Origin of the sequence: Dyella jejuensis, from assembly GCF_044904675.1 — a bacterium.
Lineage (GTDB): Bacteria > Pseudomonadota > Gammaproteobacteria > Xanthomonadales > Rhodanobacteraceae > Dyella_B > Dyella_B jejuensis.
In genome coordinates, this window is sequence record NZ_JADIKJ010000016.1 from 61,628 (window position 1) to 83,760 (window position 22,133).

The 22,133-nt window shown below is 59.3% G+C and carries 18 protein-coding genes, 1 tRNA gene and 1 pseudogene; 7 read left to right on the forward strand and 13 right to left on the reverse strand.

The window, feature by feature from the left end; translation table 11 throughout:
• Positions 1-264: 264 nt before the first annotated feature.
• On the reverse strand, positions 265-1,566 hold the full coding sequence (locus ISP15_RS14840) for a TolB-like translocation protein (RefSeq protein ID WP_404548417.1): 1,302 nt from the start codon (positions 1,564-1,566) through the stop codon (positions 265-267).
• A gap of 695 nt (positions 1,567-2,261) precedes the next feature.
• Here ISP15_RS14840 and ISP15_RS14845 point away from each other — a divergent pair.
• Positions 2,262-3,119 (forward strand): glyoxalase superfamily protein, encoded by an 858-nt coding sequence (locus tag ISP15_RS14845; RefSeq protein WP_404548419.1) that lies wholly within the window; start codon positions 2,262-2,264, stop codon positions 3,117-3,119.
• Positions 3,120-3,195: 76 nt separating this feature from the next.
• Positions 3,196-3,382: pseudogene (locus ISP15_RS14850) on the forward strand (IS3 family transposase); the annotation flags it as partial.
• 188 nt (positions 3,383-3,570) lie between these two features.
• Here the strand turns inward: ISP15_RS14850 and ISP15_RS14855 are convergent.
• From ISP15_RS14855 to ISP15_RS14865, 3 genes are all read right to left on the reverse strand, one after another.
• Positions 3,571-4,767 (reverse strand): toll/interleukin-1 receptor domain-containing protein, encoded by a 1,197-nt coding sequence (locus tag ISP15_RS14855; protein ID WP_404548420.1) that lies wholly within the window; start codon positions 4,765-4,767, stop codon positions 3,571-3,573.
• A gap of 561 nt (positions 4,768-5,328) precedes the next feature.
• Positions 5,329-6,879 carry a DNA polymerase gene (locus ISP15_RS14860; protein WP_404548421.1) on the reverse strand — a complete coding sequence of 517 codons (1,551 nt, stop codon included), beginning with the start codon at positions 6,877-6,879 and terminating at the stop codon, positions 5,329-5,331.
• Positions 6,872-8,569: an RNA-directed DNA polymerase gene (locus ISP15_RS14865; RefSeq protein ID WP_404548422.1), complete on the reverse strand. Its 1,698-nt coding sequence runs from the start codon at positions 8,567-8,569 to the stop codon at positions 6,872-6,874. Before ISP15_RS14865 ends, ISP15_RS14860 begins: the two co-directional genes overlap by 8 nt.
• Positions 8,570-8,661: 92 nt before the next feature.
• Between ISP15_RS14865 and ISP15_RS14870 the strand changes: the two genes are divergently transcribed.
• Entirely contained in the window at positions 8,662-9,192 is a 531-nt protein-coding gene (locus ISP15_RS14870) for an IS5 family transposase (RefSeq protein WP_404548423.1), read from the forward strand.
• Between the two features lie 36 nt (positions 9,193-9,228).
• Here the strand turns inward: ISP15_RS14870 and ISP15_RS14875 are convergent, their stop codons facing one another.
• The 4 genes from ISP15_RS14875 to dtd all read right to left on the reverse strand — a co-directional run bounded on the left by ISP15_RS14875 (position 9,229) and on the right by dtd (position 13,664).
• The gene (locus tag ISP15_RS14875) at positions 9,229-10,173 is read right to left on the reverse strand and encodes a hypothetical protein (protein WP_404548424.1); all 945 of its coding nucleotides are present in this window, start codon (positions 10,171-10,173) and stop codon (positions 9,229-9,231) included.
• A 729-nt stretch (positions 10,174-10,902) separates the two neighbouring features.
• A tRNA-Ile gene (locus ISP15_RS14880) sits at positions 10,903-10,978 on the reverse strand.
• A 222-nt stretch (positions 10,979-11,200) separates the two neighbouring features.
• Positions 11,201-13,060, reverse strand: coding sequence for an RNA polymerase sigma factor RpoD (gene rpoD / locus ISP15_RS14885; protein WP_404548426.1), 1,860 nt, complete (start codon positions 13,058-13,060; stop codon positions 11,201-11,203).
• 163 nt (positions 13,061-13,223) lie between these two features.
• Positions 13,224-13,664: a D-aminoacyl-tRNA deacylase gene (dtd, locus tag ISP15_RS14890; protein ID WP_404548427.1), complete on the reverse strand. Its 441-nt coding sequence runs from the start codon at positions 13,662-13,664 to the stop codon at positions 13,224-13,226.
• Between the two features lie 281 nt (positions 13,665-13,945).
• Here dtd and ISP15_RS14895 point away from each other — a divergent pair, with 281 nt between their 5' ends.
• Positions 13,946-14,824 carry an LpxL/LpxP family acyltransferase gene (locus ISP15_RS14895; RefSeq protein ID WP_404548428.1) on the forward strand — a complete coding sequence of 293 codons (879 nt, stop codon included), beginning with the start codon at positions 13,946-13,948 and terminating at the stop codon, positions 14,822-14,824.
• A gap of 46 nt (positions 14,825-14,870) precedes the next feature.
• Here the strand turns inward: ISP15_RS14895 and ISP15_RS14900 are convergent, their stop codons facing one another.
• From ISP15_RS14900 to ISP15_RS14915, 4 genes are all read right to left on the reverse strand, one after another.
• Entirely contained in the window at positions 14,871-15,197 is a 327-nt protein-coding gene (locus tag ISP15_RS14900) for a tetratricopeptide repeat protein (RefSeq protein WP_404548429.1), read from the reverse strand.
• Positions 15,194-16,924 carry an ArnT family glycosyltransferase gene (locus tag ISP15_RS14905; protein ID WP_404548430.1) on the reverse strand — a complete coding sequence of 577 codons (1,731 nt, stop codon included), beginning with the start codon at positions 16,922-16,924 and terminating at the stop codon, positions 15,194-15,196. The genes ISP15_RS14900 and ISP15_RS14905 overlap by 4 nt, the downstream gene beginning before the upstream one ends.
• A 67-nt stretch (positions 16,925-16,991) precedes the next feature.
• Positions 16,992-18,047, reverse strand: a complete 1,056-nt coding sequence (locus tag ISP15_RS14910; protein WP_404548431.1) for a CDP-glycerol glycerophosphotransferase family protein — start codon at positions 18,045-18,047, stop codon at positions 16,992-16,994.
• Between the two features lie 2 nt (positions 18,048-18,049).
• Positions 18,050-18,868 (reverse strand): glycosyltransferase family 2 protein, encoded by an 819-nt coding sequence (locus ISP15_RS14915; RefSeq protein ID WP_404548432.1) that lies wholly within the window; start codon positions 18,866-18,868, stop codon positions 18,050-18,052.
• 209 nt (positions 18,869-19,077) lie between these two features.
• Here ISP15_RS14915 and ISP15_RS14920 point away from each other — a divergent pair, with 209 nt between their 5' ends.
• From ISP15_RS14920 to ISP15_RS14930, 3 genes are read left to right on the forward strand one after another with little or no spacing between them, the layout of a single operon-like run.
• Positions 19,078-19,974, forward strand: coding sequence for a glycosyltransferase family 2 protein (locus ISP15_RS14920; RefSeq protein ID WP_404548433.1), 897 nt, complete (start codon positions 19,078-19,080; stop codon positions 19,972-19,974).
• Complete coding sequence (locus tag ISP15_RS14925; protein WP_404548434.1) at positions 19,971-21,191, forward strand: O-antigen ligase family protein; 1,221 nt, start codon at positions 19,971-19,973, stop codon at positions 21,189-21,191. Before ISP15_RS14920 ends, ISP15_RS14925 begins: the two co-directional genes overlap by 4 nt.
• Complete coding sequence (locus ISP15_RS14930; RefSeq protein WP_404548435.1) at positions 21,188-22,030, forward strand: glycosyltransferase family 2 protein; 843 nt, start codon at positions 21,188-21,190, stop codon at positions 22,028-22,030. Before ISP15_RS14925 ends, ISP15_RS14930 begins: the two co-directional genes overlap by 4 nt.
• Here ISP15_RS14930 and ISP15_RS14935 read toward each other — a convergent pair.
• A partial coding sequence (locus ISP15_RS14935) for an integrase core domain-containing protein (protein WP_404546719.1) occupies positions 21,995-22,133 on the reverse strand: 139 nt, incomplete at its 5' end. The genes ISP15_RS14930 and ISP15_RS14935 overlap by 36 nt on opposite strands.

Below are 22,133 nucleotides of genomic sequence, written 5' to 3' on the forward strand. Positions count from 1 at the left end.
TGCGCGGTACAGGCTGGATGACGTGCACCTCACTGCCAATAGCGGTGATACGTACTTCGTATCGACTGCGCGCGCGCATTCGCGATTAGCACGTATCCCATGCAATCGAATGCACATCGAGCGGGATCGCAGGCCGCAACGATCTGCCGCTCGATGGCCGTATCGGCATCGGTCCGAGTCAAAGCCTCCCTGGCCGCGCAATTTGCGGGTTATTGGTACTGGTTTCGCCCGGACGATCGCACTCGCGAAGGCAACATCTTGCAGTTACTGGGTTGTTGCATGCCAGTCGTATGCCACGCCGTTGGTTACGAAGCGGGCGCTGCCATCGGCCAGGCTGACGACCATGATCTGATCCGTGGTGACTCCCGGCGCGGGCGGGTACTGTTCAGTGTGGCAGTTGGCGAGCATCCGCGTACCATCCGGCGATACGCGCACCGGACGCCACAACACCGTTGTGTTCGCATCCATGGTGACGCACGGTGAGGTTATCTTGCGCAGACCCGATCCATCGGTGTTGACGGCGTAGATTTCGGTATCCCGACTCGAGACGGAAGACAGGAATGCCTGGTTGCCGTCCGGCGAGATCAGCACTTGGCCCGTAATCCCGAACGTAACCACGTTGCTGGGATCGGTAAGCGCGACCGTCTGGCCCGTCAGCATGTTCTTCGCACACCACACGACAGGCGACTGGCTGTTCGATGCGTTGCAGGGACCGGGATCATTGGTGTCGGAGACCACGCCGTAGACCACCTCGTGGCCGTCATACGAAATATCACCGACGCCCCATCCGGCATAGGGTGCCCTGATGTTCGCCTCGACCAAGGTCGCCATGCCGGTGGTGGCATTGATCAAGTAGAGATCCGCTTCCGGATTGAGAAACCGGTCGGCGCGCACCGCATAGGCCAGCAGGCTGCTGCCGTCGCCCGACCAGCGGATCGCCTCGATTCCGCAGTAATACCAGGTGGCTGCGCACCAGAGCTTATGGTTGTTGGAGCCATCCGATTGCATCAGGCTCACGCAGGAAGGGTGTCTGCCGTCCAGGGTGTCCGGGACATTGGCGTAGGCAATCTGGTCGTTACCGGCCGGTCCCCAGCTGACCGAGCCATAGCTCGGGCCATCGCTCGGCGATTGCAGATCATCGGGGCTATAAAACATCGGCGGAGTGCGCAGTCCATATGCATTCACGATGAAGTACTTGCCGTGGTAAGGCGTGGTACCGACGTAATGAGGGAGCGCAGACTGCGCCTGAAGATATACGCTCCACGTCCCGCTCGGATTGAAGGCATTCGTCAGCCACAGGTTTTCGTAGCCCGCGACGCCAGGCATGTCGAACTCGCCCGTGGCGTAGGGCGTCAGCTGTCGCTCCTGGAGGCCATCGTCGCCGATGATGAAGATCGCCGAACCAGTAGGTGTATTGAATCCATCGACCATACCGGACATGGTTCGCGAAAAAAGAACCGTGCCGGGAGATGCTTGCGCGGTAGCGGCCAACGGATAGGCCGCGAACGCGGCAGCGAACAAACAGACAAGCGCCACCAAGGCGCGGCAACGCGAGAGAATTTGCATGACACTCTCCTTCGGCCACGGCAGCCGCCATGGCGCTAGCTCGGATTACCGGCGCATCATGCTGATCGACACCCCAACCTGCGTCGGACGAGGCAATTTAAGCTCGTATCCGTATGTACCCGGTGAAGCCCGGGCTGCCGCGCACCGCCGCACCTGGAAGCTGCGGTGTGCGCAGGATGGACTGCCTTCAATGCATAGTCCGTTGGCACCAGCGACGCGGTTGCTTCCGCACGGACTTCCATGCGCGAAGCTTTTGGCTGGTGAGCTGAGGCCGCGTTCTCGGCATAACTCCGGAACAAGTATGCCACCCTCGGCCCGCTTAAGTATGGCAATGATCAGGTTATCGCTAAACGAGACTTCTTCGTGGAACCTCCTCGGAAAGATTGCGAGGAAATTCCACTACTGATGCCAGTTAATTTGTGAGGGGATTACCGGGGATTGCCAGCTCGCCCATGGGAATTGGCGGCAACAATATCGCACCTATTGGATCGATTGTTGGTCACTCGAAATGTCACTTGATAGCCATGGATAGTTGCTTCTATAGTTCTCGCACGGGTTGCTGCACCCGCCGACTCGCGCCGCAAGGTATGGCAAAGCCAGTGATCTAGTAAGAATAAAGTTGGTTCTCATGATTCTTCAATCGTGCAGCCAAGGCAACGCGAGTCCTCGAAAGGCTGCCTAATTTGGAGCAACTCATGAGTGACTTGCATAAGGCGCGTGCGCGTCGGCTTGCGACCTATCTGGCCGAAAAATATCAATTGAAAATTCCTCATACGCAGGCTTTGGAGGCCATTGCGGCGACGGAGGGTATGCGTAATTGGCAGACCTTGGTCGCGCAAAGCCGCGGCGGCGAGGATGTATTCGGTGGTTCACTTGATCCTGAAAGCCTGGAAAACTCTGTCCACCGGCTGCTCGGTGCTGCTGTTGCAGTCGAGGCCACGCACGTAGATCTTATCTTCGATCCCAACAAGCAAAACATTAGCGGTCGTTTTCGAGCGCGCGGGAAGAAGCTCGAAAATCGCAAAAAGCTCAGCGGCGAATGGGTGCGTCGCATGATCGATACCATCGTGGGCATGAGCAGTCCATTGGAAGGCGTGGATGGGGTGAAACTGCTTGATGGCTCCGTAAGCGAAGCTATCGGCATATATAGAGGAGAGGTGGTCAACACGCCGCTCCATGGCGGCGGTCAGTACATGACAGTTGTGCTGATGTATTCAGAGTCCGATCGATATAAATTTGAAATGGCCGCTGCCATGAGGGAGGGGAAGCTAGACGGGCGTACTGAAATGGTCGCGCTTAACGAGCAGCTGTGGCGGCATTTAAGTGAGCTGCAGGTCTTTGGTAGCAGCCAGCTAATTCCATTTGTAGTGGAACTGACTCAGGTGACATTGGATGACGAGGATCAACATGAAGCTCATTCGATTGCGTTTGACGTCATAAAGTACGGTGTCAATCCCCTCGCTGAAACGGTGCTTTCGTGGCGAAAGGCGGAAAGCGAATCTATCCGTGCGTTGGGAACTGCGCTCCTTAAAAAGCTCAATGTAAAACCATAAGTGCAAGCTGGCCCAGCGCCAAGCTTGACGCTGGGCCGATTTGGCGGACGTTTCTACCTGTGTCTCGGCGATCTGTGGCCTGTTCGCCTCGCTGATATCGCAGCTCAAGGAGCTACAGGAAGAGAACAGGCGCCTGAAGAAGATGTATGCCGATGCTCAGCTCAGCGCGGATCTGTTGAAGAAGCGACGGCAAAAAAATGGTGAGGCCATCTCAACGCCGGGAGATGGCCCGATGGGCGGTTAAGGGTGGGCGCACGAACATATAGCCATCCCAGAAGATGGTGCTCAAGTAGCGATTGTTCGACAAGTGGAAACTCCTCTATCTGGGAGCTGACCGTTGTCCGGCCAGTACCGCTACTCGGATATCTCCGTCGCGCGTAGGTTCTGCTTGAATTTCGAATACAGGGCGCAGCAACGTGGGCAGTGCTATACGATCAATTCTCAGCATGATCTAGAAACTCCGCACGAACCTGAGTAGTTCATCGCCCATGATGAAACCATGCGGCCAGCATTCGGCGGCGTCCATCCATTCAATAGGTTTCACTACCCGTGCCGACACGAGATAGGCCGCTGCAGCGCTGAATCGACGGGGTTCCCAGCCAAGCGCCTGATACATGTTATCGGTCTGCACCTGTTCCGTATCCAAATTGATCAAGTGCACAGCGAGATCGCGCGCGTCCTTTTCCGGTTGCCAACCCATGAAGTCACTGTCAAACGTAGCGAAGAGGTCCGATTTGGGCCAAATAATAGCGTCCCCGCCCAAATAATCCCGCTTCTCCAGTAGTCCAGCGCCGATGAGATCAAGAACGCCGATTCGCACGTCAGGCGTTGGCAATCCGGTTGCCTCCTGGAGTTCAGTATAGGTAGCCTGAGGCTCCATCGGCCGTCCGTTTGGGCTGTTACGTACGAAATACTCGGCGATCACCCGTGCTGCGGCGGACCAAGTTGATCCGGGCGAATGCGATTGAACGTATTGCGGACTTTCACCCAGCAGAGGCTTCTTGCTAATTCCCTGGATTTCTCCAGCCAATGTGTTCAAGCCGCCTTCATCGAGCTTGAACTCGGGTGTAAGCCTAGTTTTTAGAAACGGCGAGACTGCCGCCAACGGAAGATTGTGACGAAGGCCAATGAATTTTGCGCTTCCCTCGACGGCACTCATCAGCCCGGCATCAATTTCTTCATTGACCCAGGATTTCATGATGGACGTTTCGGTCAACAACACGATGAAGTGTGTGCAGCTGCCGAGACCCTCTTCCATCTTTCGGCGAAGGCTGTCACCGTATCCGATCTCCCACGTGTCGTACCAGACGTTGATGCCGCGCTGCATAAGCCCCTCAGCTAACGGCTCGACTATGCTTTTGTCTTCGTGGGCATGTGCTACATAGACCAGTCGCTCGCGCTTGGCCGGTTCGTTCATGGCGTGAACTTCTCCTTTGTTGAGACCCAACCTTTGCTCCACTGCACGCGCAAAAGCGGGCGAGCCACTGGTATGGATCGTCCAGCTTTCGTTCCCAATACTACGCACGAAGACGGGTGCATGCTTGCCCGTTTGCGGGTCAACGACGGAGGCGGCTTTGCCATGCAGGTCGTCGGCAAGCTGCTCAAAGACGTCATCTAAAATGCCTTCGAAGAAATCGTCAGCAGACATCCTTCGACCTCCTTGGCGAAATTCGATCGTCATGGTGGCCCCTGGCTGTGATCACAGCCCGTCACGTTGGGTCGAGCGAGGCATGTCCGGGCGCAATGCTCGTTGTCTGCGGACACAGCTGTCCCTAATGTTTTTAGACCCAGTTAATGTACCGTATCGTTGTCTCAGATGGTGAGACGATTTGTTGAATGCACTGAGATCAGGTTATACGACGGTACCTAGGCTTGCTTGTATGACTTAGCCGGATCCGTGTGCGGAGATCTGTCTACTGGTTATGGCTGATTACCGTTTTGACCAATTTATGGTTGAGCACAAAACGAGGTTATAGATGTCCGGCCGAAAATAATTTGCCCAGTGCAAACTATTGAATTTATCAACATACACGACGGTTTATGCTTACCGTCCATCATAATTGGCGATTTCCGCCAAGTTTTGCTTTAAGCCAAATACGATGCGCGATCTCACAAAGTTTGGCCACAGCCATCTCGCATAGTTTGGCCGTTTAAAGCAAACGAGCTGCAAGGCTGTGAATAAGTTTGGAGGGTAAGCTCCAAATGAGCGTTACGTCAGCACGAACTCGCTGACCGAGGCCTTGCCAACGATCTGGTGCGCCAGCACTTCGGTCATTACGGCCACGAATGCGGCAACAACTTTGGCAGGCGTCCCTACTCTCCGGTGTTCGAAAAGTAGTGCGTCATGCATTGGCAAAACTATGGTTACGTCGTCTATCTTATCGACCTCGAGCAGTGCTCTCTTGAAAATTAAGGAGGCGGTGCCCTGCACGACTTGACTGACAGCAGATCGTTGTTCCTTGCCCGTGAGCCCACCGCTACCGCCGCGCTTGAAGTGGTTACCGAGTACCGTGGAGATTCGGCCATCGCGTTGAAAGTTTGCGCATATTTCCTTTTTCCACTGCTCGTATCTCGTAAAGAGCCGGAATGCTTCTTTCGCACGTGCACGTTCCGCGCCTAACGACACCGCAGCGTCGATCAGGGAATTGCGGCTCATTCCATAGGCATATGACAAGAATAGCTGTTTGGCTGCCTTCCTGTTTGCGGTGAGACCGAGATGAGTTGTTGCGAAGTCTTCGTACATATCGCCTTCCACATAGAGAGCGGCGAGCTGCGGATCTTGAGACAGAGCTGCCATGATGCCGACTTCGTACTGATCGAAGTCAACGTAACAGAGGTTGGCTCCCTTGTGGGCCGTAATGATTGACCGGTACTTCTTGGGAATGTTCTGAAGAGAAGGGCTTCGCAGATGTACCCGCGAAGTCCGCGAACCGAAGACATCGATGATCGGGCGCGTACAGCCACTCGACAGAGTCAGCGACGACAGCACTCGTTTAGCTCCGTCAAAATTCTGAAGCGCGATTGTGTCGCTACCGAAGTCATCCTTGTGGGGCACGAACTCCAGTACATATTCCATGGAAACGCCATCGAATTCGAACCCAGCAGCGCGAAGCCTGTTTTCAATTGCCGACCTAGACGGCGTCTCGAGAGGCATATCGTGCTTTGCGGAATAGTTCTTCAAGCACAAGAAGTAATCATGCTCCGCCTCGCGGCGCTTCTCAGACAGGCCGCTGGCATTGATGGCAATTCCGGCAGACATGGCCTTTTGTAGGAGGCGATATACGGGCACCTCAACCGTAAAGAAGCGTTCAATTTCGCCATCGGCACGAGCCCGTTCACATAGTGTCGTGAAAAGTTTGGCGATAGCGACCGCGGCCTCCTTTGCAACGTCCGCGTTGAAGTCGATTCTTCGATTAAACATGCGCTTGTATGCAGAGCTAATTTCCGGGCGGGCGCCGAATTGTTCAAGTTCATTGGTGACGTCCAGCTTTTCTCTGTTGAGTCGATCGTCGGGATTACCACTGATCGAAATCTTGAATTCGTCGACATCTATGACCGTGGCTGGCAGGTCACCTGCCATGTCATAAAGGACATCACGGATCAACCAGAAGTCGTGGCATACGACGGCACCCGAAAATGCCACGATGTCGGCGGCGCTTGCCTCCTCCAGCCGATCGTTCTCAAGCCAATAAAAGGAATCAGCCCCGCGGCCGGAGAAGTCCTTGAAAAAGAGAAATAGCTTCCATTTGAGGTCAGTCATATTCGCTGATCTCGTCGACAAGATTCAGTATGTCGGATTGCTCGCGGACAGCAAAAGGGAGTCCCTCTTCATTTTTGTAGTGCTCAGTGCGGGACCTGGTGGCTTTGAGTCCCGTGGGTACTTTGCCGTAGAGAGGACGGAGGCTTTCATCGTCTAACACCGAAGAAGAGATCAGCAGATAGCGGGCATTCTGGTAGGGTAGGTTGTCGAAACCGGCGATACTTCTTTCGATCAGTCTCTTTTCGTCGACGCAACGAAGCCAGATTAGGATGGCCGCAGCCTCTCCCGATCGCATGTCCTGCTGTAGTTTGCGATCAGCGAGTGCAACTAGGTCTTCGGAGCGATATTTTCGCATAGCCAGAAGCAGCCAAATGTTGTAGTTCTGCCATTCATGAATGGCTTTATCGTCGGCTAGTAAAAATGCCTCGAGTACCGGCAGGCAGCGCCCTTCACGATCAAGAATCGCGATAAGGCGACAGTATTGGTCCGTTGTCACCGCATGATCTGACAAGGATTTAGAAAGGGTGTCGAGTAAGGAGGTGGCCAATGCGTCGCTTACGTCAAAAAGTCCGGATTCGACTATCTGGGCGACGCGGTTTACGGCAAAGCGAAAGGGTCGCGTTTGTGTGTCTCCGGTTCTGATGCAATTGGCCAAGATCTCGAAAATATAGGTGAAGGAACGGGTCACAACGCGGCGACTTCTCGATTGCCACATCTGATTAATCGCCGTCGTTGTACTGTCCTGAGAGGGAAAAAACTTGACTAAATCTTCCTTAGGTGACTCGGGAGGTAATATCGCGGTCTTGGTGGCGTTGATGTTTAGTCCGACCGTTCTCAGTTGCCGGATGAGGTCCTGCAAAGCTCGGCGGCCCTGAAGTTCGGTGTCGGCAATGATGCGGATGTCATCCACATAGCGGTAGTAGTCGTACCCCTTCTCCGTCATCCACTGATCGACGCCGGTCAGTAGGGTATTTGACAGGAAGGAGGAGGCGTCGCGATTCTGCGGAAGTCCATGGCTGCCACTGAAAGTCCATTGCCCTAATAGTCGGTCGAGGGTGCTTATCGCGTTGCGAATCTGTAGTTTCTCGGAACCTGTTGCATCCAATTTCGGAATGGCTTTCTCTAGCCCGGCAATGATCTGCTCGCGAGAAATGTTTTCAAAGAAATTACTGAGATCGGTAACCAGCAGAAATTTACGCGAACGGACAAAGGTGAGAGTCACTCCCTCGAAGGTCAACCAGCGGCTGATCTTATTTTTAAAAAGATATTTCCTGTTCTGAGGATCCGGGTTGTAGCGGTAACTTAGTACCCTGTGTCCTAGGAGCTTGTCGAAGTACGGGATTAGGAAGCTACAGATCGCCTGATAGATGAAGCGATCGAAGAAGTCAGTCTCTAACCCGTAACGTTCGCCAAATCCTTTCTTGGGGATGTTTCGTACGACGCTCCGTGTACCGGCGTAGACGCCGTTCCACTCCTGGAGCATCGAAATAATGATGCGCTTGGCTTCGTCCGGCGCATTAAACAGATCGTCGTACTGGAGGCAGTCGAAGTACCAGTCGTCGCGCATATCCTGGCGAAGATGTTTCAGCACGACGTCGAACTGGATCGGAAAGCCGAGTGCCTGTCCCTTTTGCCAAAACGCTGGCCTCAGGACATAACCTTCATCTAACTGTTCGTCGCTTGCCACCACGGCGGGTTCCTTTTTTTGGCTGATCTAAGGATGCTCTGATTTATTCCCGACTTGGTGCATCCTAGACCCATCGCCTTGAACCCGTCACGCCCATGAAGCAAACCACCTTCGCCTCGTTGGACTTTGACGCCAAGAAGAAGCGCACGCGCCGCGAGGTGTTTCTGTCGGAGATGGATCAAGTGATGCCGTGGTCGATGCTCGAAACGATCATTGAGCCGCATTACCCGAAGGCAGGCCGTCGTGGTCGGCCACCGATGCCGTTGGGTACGATGCTGCGCATCCATTTTATGCAGCAGTGGTATGCGCTGAGCGACCCTGGAATGGAAGATGCGTTGTACGAGATCGAATCGATGCGGCACTTCGCCCGGTTGGACTTGGGTGATGATGCGTTGCCCGACGAAACCACGATCCTGAAATTCCGCCGCTTGCTGGAGCGGCATGATCTGGCCGGAAAGCTGCTGGAGGCGGTCAACGCCCATCTTGGCCAAAAGGGTTTGTTGCTGCGCCAGGGTAAGATCGTGGATGCCACGCCGCGGGCAATCGTTGCGCCCGCGGCCACGACCGAGGGTACTTCGAAGGGCCGAGTACGATCCGAAGCGGACCTTAGATGGATTACCGATTGATCAAGAACTATGCGGTAAGTGCCGGGGCCTTAGGAGTTAAAAAATATAGGAGAAAGGGAAAGGCGTTACGGTCCTGCATCCAGTGCACCGGAAGGACTCCCGCATCAGAAGGCGCGCCATGTTGTGTTGGGTCAGAATGAGTGGTTTGTTGCAATTAGGGCAAGCCAAAATTCGCGATAGCTTAACGAGGACCTTCCGGGTCTCATTGATCCTATTCGGATCGTCGCTCAGCAGAAACATGCTCGTGATCGTGCGGACCTTGAACGCAGTTCTTGCTCCTGGGTCCATGGCTTTCATGCGGTCGTAGAAACCTTCGATCACATGCGCGAGAAAGAGCAGTACGAGTGGCAGCACCTCGTAGAGCCCGTCGTATGAATCATTGTCGGCGTAGTTCTTGAAAATGAAATTGAAGTTCTCCGGTTCTGTCTTCACCGCTTCCCGACTCACGGTGATGAGGTGCACGGCACGTTGCAGGGTTTTGTAGAGGCCGCGTTCAAAGTCGTCCTTGAATAGGACCGCATGGAGCCAATCGCTCTGGATCACGCCCTTAAGGGCGGTCTTCTCAAGGGCGGCTTGGAGAATGGCTTGGCGCCGATTGCCAACGATTTTAGGGGCCAGCCCTGCGGGCGACTTTTTGGAGAAAGCTTCATAGAAGCCGTCTTCGTCGCCCAGCATCCAGGCCAGATAAATGAGGCTATCGGTGAGCGGCTTGCGCAGCAAATTGAAGGCCACCACGACCTTCCGGCGCTCCATGCACCGCAGCGCTTCATAGATGTGGTGAAGGCAGTCGGACACCATGCCCATCGTGATGGTGTTTATGGCCACACGTCGCACTGTGTCCAGCCGACCTAGCTGCTTCATCGCTTCGATCGAGCCGACCTCGTTGGCTAGGCGTTCGAACTCGTCAGCCTCGTCGGCGTCTCGGAATTTGAAGCGAACCAGATGGGCGCGCGCCTTTTCGTATTCGGCCAGCATCTGCACGCAGGCGTCATGCAAAAGTAGCAGTATTCATGGGCGAGCTGAGCTGATGGCGGGACCCATTTGAGACGGTTCCTCGGAATCAACCCGGATGAAAAGTAGCGCGAATGGCCGGCTTGGCTAGTCGACCCCTTGGGCTCACTCCCTATTGTAACGCTCGCCGCCATACGCCCCTCATATGATTAGCCGTATGCGCTTTCTGCTCGTCGTCGGATTGCTGCTCCTGCGCAATTTGCCTGGCGATGGAGTCCGACATCTTCCGAGCCCAGCGGCGCACGAGCAGCTTGTGCTACGGCTGGTGCATGAATAGCTTCTCTTCTGCTCATCTCGCAATAGCGCGCCAACAATTCATTCCATCGGACGTTCAACCGCTACGCGGCTTCGCGCTGCTAAATTCTGGCATCGACCGTCCGCTTATGGCCGAAGTCGACCGGCCGCTCTCCGCTGCTCGCGAGCGTTGCCTGCTCGACGTCCCCCGATAGTGGACAGGCTCGACGTCAAGAATAGGCAACGCCATGATGATAATGGCAGCCAGTTTGCCGGCCACGGTCAATTTCGCTAGCGAAGTTGCTCGATTGTTGAGGGAGTGGTTGGCGTTCTGGACCTTCCCACGACATTGCATCGGTGGCTGTGCAACCGAGGATGGCCACCTTATGCTTTCAAGGAGATCATAAAGTGGTCAAAGTGGCCACTTTATGGTTTCCCGCACACGAACAGCGTCGAATGCGTTTGTGGTGGGCCCACGAGGATTCGAACCTCGAACCAAGGGATTATGAGTCCCCTGCTCTAACCGTTGAGCTATAGGCCCATGTGGCGTGTGCGAAGGCGCTGCCGATGGTAGCTCTTTATGTTAGCGGGGACAGGTGTCTAGCGTCGAGGGTGACTGGACTGATGTGTTGGCACATCGTGTCCTTGTCCGCTGAAACGGAAGAACCCGTTCCATCGGTGGCGCGGACGAATAGGCCTAGGCCGCCACAAAGCAATAGCCCCGCGAGTGCGGGGCTATTGCTTCAATGCTGGACGGATTGGCTCAGTCGATATCGAGGAACGAGCGCAGTTGCTCCGAACGGCTCGGGTGACGCAGCTTGCGCAGTGCCTTGGCCTCTATCTGGCGGATGCGCTCGCGGGTGACGTCGAACTGCTTGCCGACTTCTTCCAGCGTGTGGTCGGTATTCATGTCGATACCGAAGCGCATGCGCAGCACCTTGGCTTCCCGTGGGGTGAGGCCGGCGAGTACGTCGCGCACGGTTTCTACCAGGCCGGTTTCGGTGGCCGAATCGATCGGCGAGCTGGCGTTGGTATCTTCGATGAAGTCGCCCAGATGCGAATCTTCGTCGTCGCCGATCGGGGTTTCCATCGAGATCGGTTCTTTGGCGATCTTCAGTACTTTGCGGATCTTGTCTTCGGGCATGTCCATTTCCTTGGACAACTCTTCCGGCGTCGGCTCACGACCAAACTGTTGCAGCATCTGGCGCGAGATGCGGTTGAGCTTGTTGATCGTCTCGATCATGTGCACCGGGATGCGGATGGTGCGTGCCTGGTCGGCGATCGAACGGGTGATGGCCTGGCGAATCCACCAGGTGGCATACGTGGAGAACTTGTAGCCGCGACGGTATTCGAACTTGTCCACCGCCTTCATCAAACCGATGTTGCCTTCCTGGATCAGGTCGAGGAACTGCAGGCCGCGGTTGGTGTATTTCTTGGCGATGGAGATCACCAGGCGCAGGTTGGCCTCCACCATTTCCTTCTTGGCGCGGCGTGCCTTGGCTTCGCCCACCGACATGCTGCGGTTGATTTCCTTGATGTCGGTCAGTGGCAGGAACAGCTTCTTCTCGATCGCGGCGAGCTTGTCTTGCTCGGCATCGATCGCCTCGCGATAGTTCTTGATGTTCGGCGACCACTTCTGGCGCTTGCGACCCAGTTCGGCCGCCCACTCGAGGTTACCCTCGTTGCTGGGGAAGGCTTTCAGGAATTCGGCCTTGGGCATTTTCACGTGCTTGACGAAGATATCCATCAGCACGCGCTCGTGATGGCGGATGTTGCCCACCACTTCGCGCAGCTTGCGCACGAAACCGTCGATCAGCGCCGAAGGCAGCTTGAGCTTGAGGAATTCCTCGGCCATCTGGTCGCGCAGCTTGGTCACCTTCTTGTCGGTGATATCGGCGGCCTTGGGCGCGGCTTTCTGGAATTTGCCGTAGTAGTCGCGCAGCAGTTCCATGCGGCGCTTGACTTCTTCCGGGTCGGGACCGGTGGGACCGGCTTCCTCGTCGTCGCCGGCGGCTTCGACATCGTCGTCGTCGTCGTCGGTGCCGTCGGCGTCAGCGGCCAGTTCTTCGGCTTCGGCCAGCGCGGCGTCGGCGGCTTGTTCCAGATCGGCGAAACCGGCCAGGATTTCGCTGAGGCGGCGCTTGCCGTCCAGGTGCTGGTCGTATTCTTCCAGCAGCAACTCGATGGTCAGCGGGAAGCTGGCCAGTGCGGTCTGCACCTGGGTAAGGCCTTCCTCGATGCGCTTGGCGATGGCGATTTCGCCTTCGCGGGTAAGCAATTCCACCGTGCCCATCTCGCGCATGTACATGCGCACCGGATCGGTGGTGCGGCCTACTTCCGCATCCACCGCCGAGAGCAGGGCGACGGCTTCTTCGGCGGCGGTTTCATCGTCGGAGGCCGAGCCCGGCGCGTTGTCGGCGAGCGGGTCGGCATCGGGCGCGGCATCGTGCACGTCGATACCCACGCCCTTGAGCACTGCCATGATGTCTTCGATCTGCTCCGGATCGACGATGTCGTCGGGGAGGTGATCGTTGATCTCGGCGTAAGTCAGATAGCCCTGCTCCAAACCCTTGGAGATGAGCGCTTTGATTTCCGACTGTTGCTCGTGGGCTTTGTTATTCATACCAACCGCCGCGGGATAGGAACCAATCAGTATAGCGATGTGCTGCTTTTTTGACCAGTTTTCAAGTGAAAAATCCGCACGCACCTCCACGCAAAAATCGCGCCAAATCGCGGTTTTCGGCAAGGACGAGAGGATTCGCAAGAGACGTCTGCACGTACATGGGCTAACGCACGTCAAGCCAGAACGTTACCGGGCCGTCGTTGACCAGGTGCACTTCCATATGGGCGCCGAAGCGCCCGATTTCCACCCTTGGATGTGTCGCGCGCGCCAGTTCGACCAAACGCTCGAACCAGGTTCGCCCATGTTCCGGCGAAGCGGCGCTGGTGAAACTCGGCCGCATGCCGGAGCGGGTATCCGCCGCCAGCGTGAACTGGCTTACCAGCAGCAGGCCGCCGCCGGTATCCGACAAGGAGCGATTCATCTTGCCGGCTTCATCGGAGAACACGCGGTAGCCGAGCAACCGTTCCAGCATGCGCCGGGCCTGGGTTTCGCCATCGTCGGGCTGCACGGCAACCAGGGCCAGCAAGCCGGGGCCGATGCTGCCGACGGTTTCGCTTGCCACGTCGACACGGGCCGAGAGTACTCGTTGGATGAGGGCGATCATGCGATGAAGGATGGTGCCTGGATAAAGCGGTAGCGCTGCAAGGTAAAGGATGGACGGATAAGCGACGAGAGCCAAGTCGCCTGGACGCGAACGCCCGCGCCCATGGCTCATGCGGGTGCATGGCTTGTCAACGGCAGATCGGCCTGATGCTTGAGCATGAATCGGCTTGAGCATGAATCGAGCGGTGCGCCTGGTTCCGCGCATGCAGGCGAGGACTGCCCTCGCTACCGGGCGCTTGCTCCTCTACCCTGTGCGTCCGCTCACGTTCGCCGCTGCCATCCATGCGTCCTGATATCTATCTCGTCTACCTGCTGCTGCGCCTGCTCGGGCGGTTGCCGCTGCGCTGGTTGCAGGGCATCGGCGCGGCCTGCGGGCGGCTGGCGTTGCGGCGTGGTGGCAAGATGGCCCGCTACACCGCGGTCAACCTGGCGATCGTGCGGCCGGAACTGGATGATGCCGCGCGCGCCAGGCTGCTGCGTGAGGCGATGGCCGAAGGTGGCAAGTCGATCGTCGAGATCGTGAAGGTCTGGGGCGCGGGCGCGGAACACGCGCTCGACCTGGTGCGCGAGGTGCGTGGCGAAGCGTTGTTCGATGCTGCGCTGGCCTCCGGCAGGGGCGTCATCATTGCCGCGCCGCACCTGGGCTGCTGGGAGCTGCTCAATTATTGGCTGTGCCGCAAGACGCCCATGGCGATTCTCTACCGGCCGCCGCGCATCGCCGCGGTGGAGGCGCTGCTGCGCAGGGTGCGCGGTGCGCTCGCGCCGGAGCAGGTACGTGCCGAGGGGGCTGGCGTGCGCACGTTGTACAAGCGGCTGGCCGCCGGCGGCACGGTGGGCATCCTGCCGGACCAGAAGCCGCGTGCGGGCGAGGGCGAGTTCGCGCCCTTTTTCGGACGCGAGGCCATGACGATGGTGTTGCTGCCGCGCCTGGCGGCGCGCACCGGCGCCACCGTGCTGTTTGCGTTCGCCGAACGCCTGCCGCGTGGCGCGGGTTATCGGATCCATTTCCTGCCGGCGCCGGATGGCCTGGACGATGCCGGCCTGCCGCGTGCCTGCGCTGCGCTCAATCGCGGCGTGGAGAAATGCGTCAATATCGCCTTTGCCCAATACCAATGGCATTACAAACGATATTCGGCGGATAACCGGCCAAGTCCCTACTGAAGCGATAGCGATCGATGCGCGGTGGTGATCGCGCACCGCGCCATGGCTATGGCTCGCTCTTTTCCAGCCTGCGCAGGAACACCGTCATTTCCTTTTCCGCCTGCTTGTCCCCGCGTTGCTGCGCGACGGCGATGCCTTGCCGCCATGCATCGGCGGCCGCTGGCGTGTCGTGGGCGGCAAGGCAGGCCTTGCCCAGTAATTTCCAGGCGGCGGAATAATCGGGATCGAACGACAGCGCATGACGAAGTTCTTCGACCGCGGTGGCGTGGTCGCCTTCATCCAGCAGCGCCTTGCCTAATGAAAAGCGCAGCAGCGCGCCGTCACGGGGACCTCCGCATTGGGCACGCAGGCCGGCGATCAGCGCGGTATTCATGGCTGGGCGCCGTACTGCGTCATGGTCGCGGTGGGGAAGACGCGCGGCGGTTGCGCGGGTTCGGCCGGCGTACGGCCTGCCCGCAGGTCAGCCAGTGCCGGCGCCGGCCACACCACCACCCAGGACGAGCGGAATGGCTGCGCCAGCAGCGCGTAGCGCAGGGCGGAAGGTGCCAGCTCCTCCGGATGGGTGATGATCAGGCCATCGGGATGCTGCCCGGCGAATTCCTGCAAGGCCGCGGGGGAGCGCAGCTCCGTGATTGGCTGGCCCAGGCGTCCGGCGAAATGGAACTGCCCCTCGTAATTGCCTTCCACGGCAACGGCGCGCTGCTCGGCTTGTGCCGCCGAAATCAGCGCCGACGCAGGGGCGAGGTCGTATTTATGCCAGAGCGTGAGCGTGAATAAGGTATTGAGCGCCAGGGCGCCGACCAGCCCGGCGACCGCCACGCGGCGCATCTCGCCACGACCGCGAATCAGCAGCAGGCCTCCCAGCAGCAGGAACAACACACTGAAGGTACGGCTGTACGGTGCGGCGCCCTCGGCCCATGCGCTGTGCAACTGATGCCCCTGGGCGAGATAGGGCAGCGCAAACAGCAGCCCTGCGAAGAGGACGCTGCCGATACCCAGCGGCCAACTGCCAAGCCAATAGTTGTCCGCCAGCGCGGTCCGTCGCTCACGCAACAGCGCGATCGCGCCTGCCAGCAGCAATGTCCAGCCGCCGAACTCCGGCAGCAGGTAATACCACTGCTTGCCGCTGATCACCGAGAACAGTACGAACGAAGGCAGCAGCCAGCACAAGGCAAAGCGCACGCCGCTATCCAGCGGCCGGCGCAGCGTACCCAGCGCCGCCCAGGCACGCGGCCACGCACTGAACGGAAACAGCAGCATCGGTAGCCATATCAGATACCAGCCGAACCAGTGCGGATGGCTTTGCAACGGCTGATCATGCTGGATCCCGTTCACCACCCGACCGGCGGTCTGCGTGAAGAACAGCCGATGCCGGTAGGCTTCGCCGCCACTGAAACCGGCCGGGATCGCCCACGCCAGCAATAGCGCCAGGCCCAGCGCGATCGCCAGCACGCCACGCCCATACCAGCGGCCGCGATGCTCGCGCGCCCAGTCGTTCCACAAGGGGCCGAGCAGCCACGGGAATGCGATGTGCAAAAGCATCACCGGTCCCTTGGTGAGCAGGCCCGCGCCGATCAACAGGCCAAACAGCAGCCAGCGCGGTTCGGCGCGATGCGGTTTCGGGGCCAGGCATAGCAGGGCACCCAGCACGCAGTCGGCCAGCAGTACTTCGTACATGATCTGCAGGCCGAACAGGAAGGCATACGACAGCGCCAACAGCATCCACGGTGCTGCCTTCACCACCCACGGCCGGCCGGGAAACAGGCGCCGCGCAAGCATCGACAGCAGCACCAGCTGCGTACCGCCGAAGATCACTTCCAGGATGCGTGGCCAGACGTCGTTGACGCCGAACGCGAACCAGCCGGCATGGATCAGCCAGAACAGCAGCGGCACCTTTTCGCTGTAAGGCTCGCCGTTGATGTACGGCACCAGCCAGTGATGCTCGTGCCACATTTCCCACGCCACCGCGAGCGTGCGGGTGGAATACAGCGGCATGGGTCCATGCGAGAAGATCGCGGCCAGCGCAACCAGGGTCCATAACGGCAGCCATGGCCACAAGCCGCGCAATACTTCGGATCGGCGATAACTGTTGGTCGACACGAGTTCTGGGCCATCCGTCTTGGGTGGTCGTGATTCTAGCGAGATGGGAGCCTGAACTGGCTCTTGCTTAGGCCGGCCCCCAATAGCCGATGCGGCGGCGCAGTTTCAGCTTGCGCCAGAAATTCAGCGGCTTGGCTTTGCGATTACGGCCGCCGGCGGCAATGAACGCATCGATCGCATCCAGTACCCGTTCGCTGGAACGGCCGTCGCGATAAGGATGGATCGCCGCGCCGAATGCCTCGATCGCCTGCATCAATGCCGGCGGACGCGACAGCGCGCGCTCGATCGCGGGCTCGAACTGCGCCGGATCGTCGATATCGATCAGCTGCGGTCCGGGTGCGCGGTTCTTGAAGGTCACCACCGGCTTGCCGGTAAGCAGGAACTCGCTCAGTGCGGATGACGTATCCGAGCACATCATGTCCACCTGCGGGAACAGCTCCAGGATGTTGTCGTTCTCGGCAAAGCTCAGGTGCTCGTTTTGCAGCGCCTTGAACTTCGCGACTGTCGCCGGCGCCATCTTGGGATGGAACGACACGATCCAGCGCCAGCGGCCGGTACGCGACAGGCGCTTGACTTCCTCGTACAGCGTTTCGGCCGCGCTCCACGAGGGCGAGAAGGTGGAGTGATACAGGATCACCGGCGGCTTGCGCACCGGCGGCAGCGGGCCGGCGATTTCCTGCATGAAGGGATCGAGCTTGGGCCAGCCGGTTTCGGTCACGCTGAAGTGGCCCAGTTGCTGCGCCAGCGCGCCGAATTGGGCGGTGTCCCTGGGGCCGGTGGTGCAATACAGGTCGAAGAAGCCGCGGATGTAGACATGCCGGGGCTTGCCTGCATTGAATCCGTGGAACGTTTCCACTTTTACGCCGGGGAAGAAGTGCGGCAGGTGATTGCCGGGCGTGATCACCGCGATCGGATTCCACTGGCGCACTTGCGCGACCGTAAGCAACGGTTCGTCTTCCAGCAGGTCTTCCGCGCCGGGACCATCGAAGAACCATGCGGCTTCGTCGCCGCGCGCACGGATGGCTGCTTGCAGCGGGCGCAGGATCGCCAGTGCATAGCGTTCCGATCCATACAGCAGGTAATGCTTGCTTGCGGTGGAGGACTTCGTAGCAGGCGTGGACATGGTCAATGATCCAGTCCGCTGCGGGTGAGCGCGGCGGCTGCGGTGTCGCGGGAGGCGGGATTCTGGCGCATTTCGTAATAGCGCATGCGCTTGTAGGCCGCGTAGCTGGCTGCCGTCTGCGCAATCGCGTAGCCGCGCCAGCCGTCGAGGAAACCCAGGCGCAGCAGGTAATCCTTGAGGAAGGCCATTGCGAACACGAACGGGGTTTGCCACATCCGCGTGGATTTGTTCTTGTCCAGCCAGTCACGGCATTTCAGTTCGGAATACAGCAGCACCTTGAGCTGCTTCTCGACCAGGCTGGGGTTGTTGTCGTGCAGGAACGGTGCCTTGAAGGTGACCGGCGCGCCCTGGAATTGCAGCGATTCGTGCACGCGCACGTCGTTCCAGCGGGCGCGGTCGCGGTGATAGAACCTTGCCATCTTCTCGCCCACCGCGGGCCGATACCAGCGCATCGGCCGGCCCATGTAGATCAGATGCCGGCGCAGGATTCCCGCCGCCGCATCGCCGGCCATCAACGCCGGCAGGCGCTGTTGCAGTTCGTCGGCCAGCTCGGGCGTGAGGTATTCGTCGGCGTCCAGCGCAAGAATCCACGGATGGCTGCACTGGGCCGCGGCGACATTGCGCTGCGGGCCGAAGCCCAGCCATTCCTGCTGTACCACGCGGGCGCCGTGGGCACGGGCGATGGCCACCGTTTCGTCGGTGCTGCCGCTATCCACCACCAGCTTTTCGGCGGCGAACGGCACGCTGTCCAGGCAACGCGCGATTTTTTGCGCTTCGTTGCGGGTGATCACAACGAGCGTGAATGGAAGAGGGGGCGCCATGCGCGCATTCTACGGGCATCCACGCGGACCAGGGGCATGCCGCGGGATTCGCGCGTTCCGGGCACGTTGCCTTTCACCTGGGCGCGGTAAGTTAAGATGCCGCCGCTTGAGGGCGAACCGAATCGCCCTCGTCAGCTTGAAGTTTGCCGGACCGCATGGCGATAGAGATGCAACGGCGCACGTAGATCGAACCAGCAACTGAGATCGTCATGCCTCAATCATCTGCGACCAGCATTACCGTGATGGTCTCCACCTACAACTGGAAAGAGGCATTGGCGCTGTCGCTGCGCAGCCTGGCCGGGCAAAGCCGGCTGCCGGAGGAGGTGATCGTGGCCGATGACGGCTCAGGCGACGATACCGCCGAACTGCTGCGCGATATCGCCCGTACCTTTCCAGTGCCGCTGCGACACGTGTGGCAGCCGGACGAAGGATTTCGCAAGGCACGCATCCTCAATCGCGCCATTGCCGCGGCGCGTGGCGACTACGTGGTCCAGGTCGATGGGGACATGTTGGTTCATCCCAACTTCGTGGAAGACCATATGGCGCTGGCCCGGCCGGGAAGATTCCTGCAAGGCACGCGCATCCGCACTACGGAGGCCGAAACCGCACGCCTGCTTGGCGGCGGCAGGCCGCAATTCGGCTGGTTCGTGGACGCCTATTTCCGTGACGACAAAGACCGCAGTACGTATCACTTCGGCCGCCGCCACCACACCTTGCGGTTGCCGTGGCTGGCGCGGATCAAGTCCCGTTCCACCGGGCATCCGATGGGGTGCAACGTAAGTTTCTGGCGCGAAGACCTGCTGCGCGTCAATGGCTACGACGAACGCATGCATGGCTACGGCAGCGAGGACCTGGAAATCGATATCCGGTTGCGAAATGCGGGCCTGCGCCGCAGCCAGATCAAGTTTGCCGCGCTCGCCTTGCACCTGGAGCATCGCAGCGTGTCGTCCCTGGATCCTGCCGATCCCGAACTGCCCAACAACAAACTCCTGTACGCGGCCAGGGACCAACATCTGGTACGTGCCGAATTCGGCCTGGACGAGCACTTGGCCGACTTCGCCCAGCCACCGATCGATCTACGCGCTCAGGCAGGGCAGCGCCCGTGACTACCTCCTTGCATAGCCATCCCCAATCCCGCGGTTGGACCGAACCGGGCGATACGTCCGTCACCGGATGGCTGCGCCGCCTGTTGATCGTGGGCATGGCATGGCTGGTCATTGGCATGGCCGTGATGCCGGCTGGTGTTTCCTACAATCCCGGCAAGGCCTATCAGGATGTGCTGGCGTTGACGATGTGGCTGCCGGTGATCATTTTGTCGGCGATGCGGCCGCAGCGCCTGCTTGCGTTCTGCACGTTGCCGTTGATGCCGTGGGTGATCGTACTGCTGGCGTGGGGCTGGATTTCCCTGTCCTGGACGCATGCGGCGCGCCCGGCGGACGAAGCCGCCCGCAATCTCAGCATCCTGCTGTTCCTGGTGGCCTGCCAGTGGGTATTCAACGGTGACCAACGCCGTACCAAGTGGCTGCTGATCGGTTGCAGCCTGGTGTTGGCGGTCGTGGCCGTGTTCGACATGATCCATGGTGCGCTGCATCCGGCCGCCGACGGGCGCTTGACCGGCATCGGCGTCATGGCCAACGCCAATCTTGCCGCGGCAGGCATGGGAGCGGGCTTGCTGTGGCTGTGGCCTTGGCGCTTCGATGGCTGGCGCGGGAATGGCGTGAAGTGGCTGGCGATCAGTGCACTTGCGTTGTTCGTGCTGCTCACCTTTACGCGCAGTGCCTGGGCGGCGCTATTCGTTTCGTTGATCGTGGTGGTGCTGTGCCGCGGCAGCCGCCGTGCATGGCTGTACGCGGGTTTGCTCTGTGCCCTGGGGGCAATCGGTGTCGCGGCGGGCCTGCACCTGCTGCTGCAGCGCGGCTGGTCGTTGCGGCCACAGATCTTCGCGCAGTCGGTCAAGCTGTTCATGCAGCATCCGTGGCGCGGACTGGGGCAGGGCAGCCCTTTCCAGATCAAGGCGGGCAAAGAAATACTGGACCATGCGCACAACATGTTCGCGCAACTGGCGATCGAACTCGGCCTGCCTGCCTTGCTGCTTTGGATGTGCCTGTGGCTCGCACTGGGCTGGCGTGCCTGGCGGCACCGGCATGAAACGGTGGGATTAGTGGTGCTGGGCCTATGGGTATTCGGCACGATTGCCGTGCAGTTCGACCTGCCGCACCTGCTCGACAGTCCGCGTCCCGGCTGGTTGATCACCTGGCTGCCGCTGGCGCTGAGTACTACGCTCGGCCGGCCGGTTGCCGTCAAGCCCGCGAACGATGCATGAAAGTCTCGCTCATCATCATTACCTACAATTGGCCCACGGCACTGCAACGGGTGCTGGAAAGCGTGGCGGCGCAAACGCGCCTGCCCGACGAGGTATTGATTGCCGACGATGGCTCCGGTCCGGAAACAGCCGCCGTGATCGCCCGCGCCGGCGAACATTTTCCCGTACCGTTGCGACACATCTGGCAGGAAGACCTGGGCTTTAGAGCGGCGCGCTGTCGCAACCGGGGCATTGCAGCGAGCCGTGGCGATTACATCTTGCTGCTCGATGGCGACATGCTGGTGCATCCCCGTTTTGTCGCCGACCACCTGATGCTGGCCGAGCCGGGTTACTTCCTGCAAGGCGGCCGGCTGAAGGCGGATCGCCAGGAAAGCGAGCGGCTGCTGGCCGGAGGCAGGCCGATCTATGCCCCCTGGGTGAAGGCGAATTTCCACGAATTCGATGGCACGCGCCGGCTCTATGCTTTTCGTCAGCCGATGCTGGCGCGCTGGAAAGCGCGCTCGCGCAACGGCGGTCGCGTAATGAGCTGCAACATGAGTTTCTGGCGCGAGGATCTGCTGCGTATCAACGGCTTCGATGAGCGCATGGAAGGCTACGGTGCGGAAGACCGCGAACTGGTCGTGCGCCTGGAAAACGCCGGGTTACACCGGCGCGCATTGAAATGGGCGGCATTGGCCATGCACCTGGAGCACTTTTCGCGCTCGCAGGAAAACGTCGACGATCCCAGTTTGCCGAACAACCGTTTGCTGCAGGCGAGCATCGATCAACGCATCGTGCGTTGCGAATATGGCATCGACCGGCACCTAGGTGTTGAAGTTCGATACGTTGTTCCGCGCTAGCCGGCTGATAGGCGGTTGGTAGCCAAGGGCGGAATGAGGTCGATGGTGATTGTAACGATGCATCCACGGTTGCAAAGCAGCCTGGCGTTCGGCGCTGTTCTGG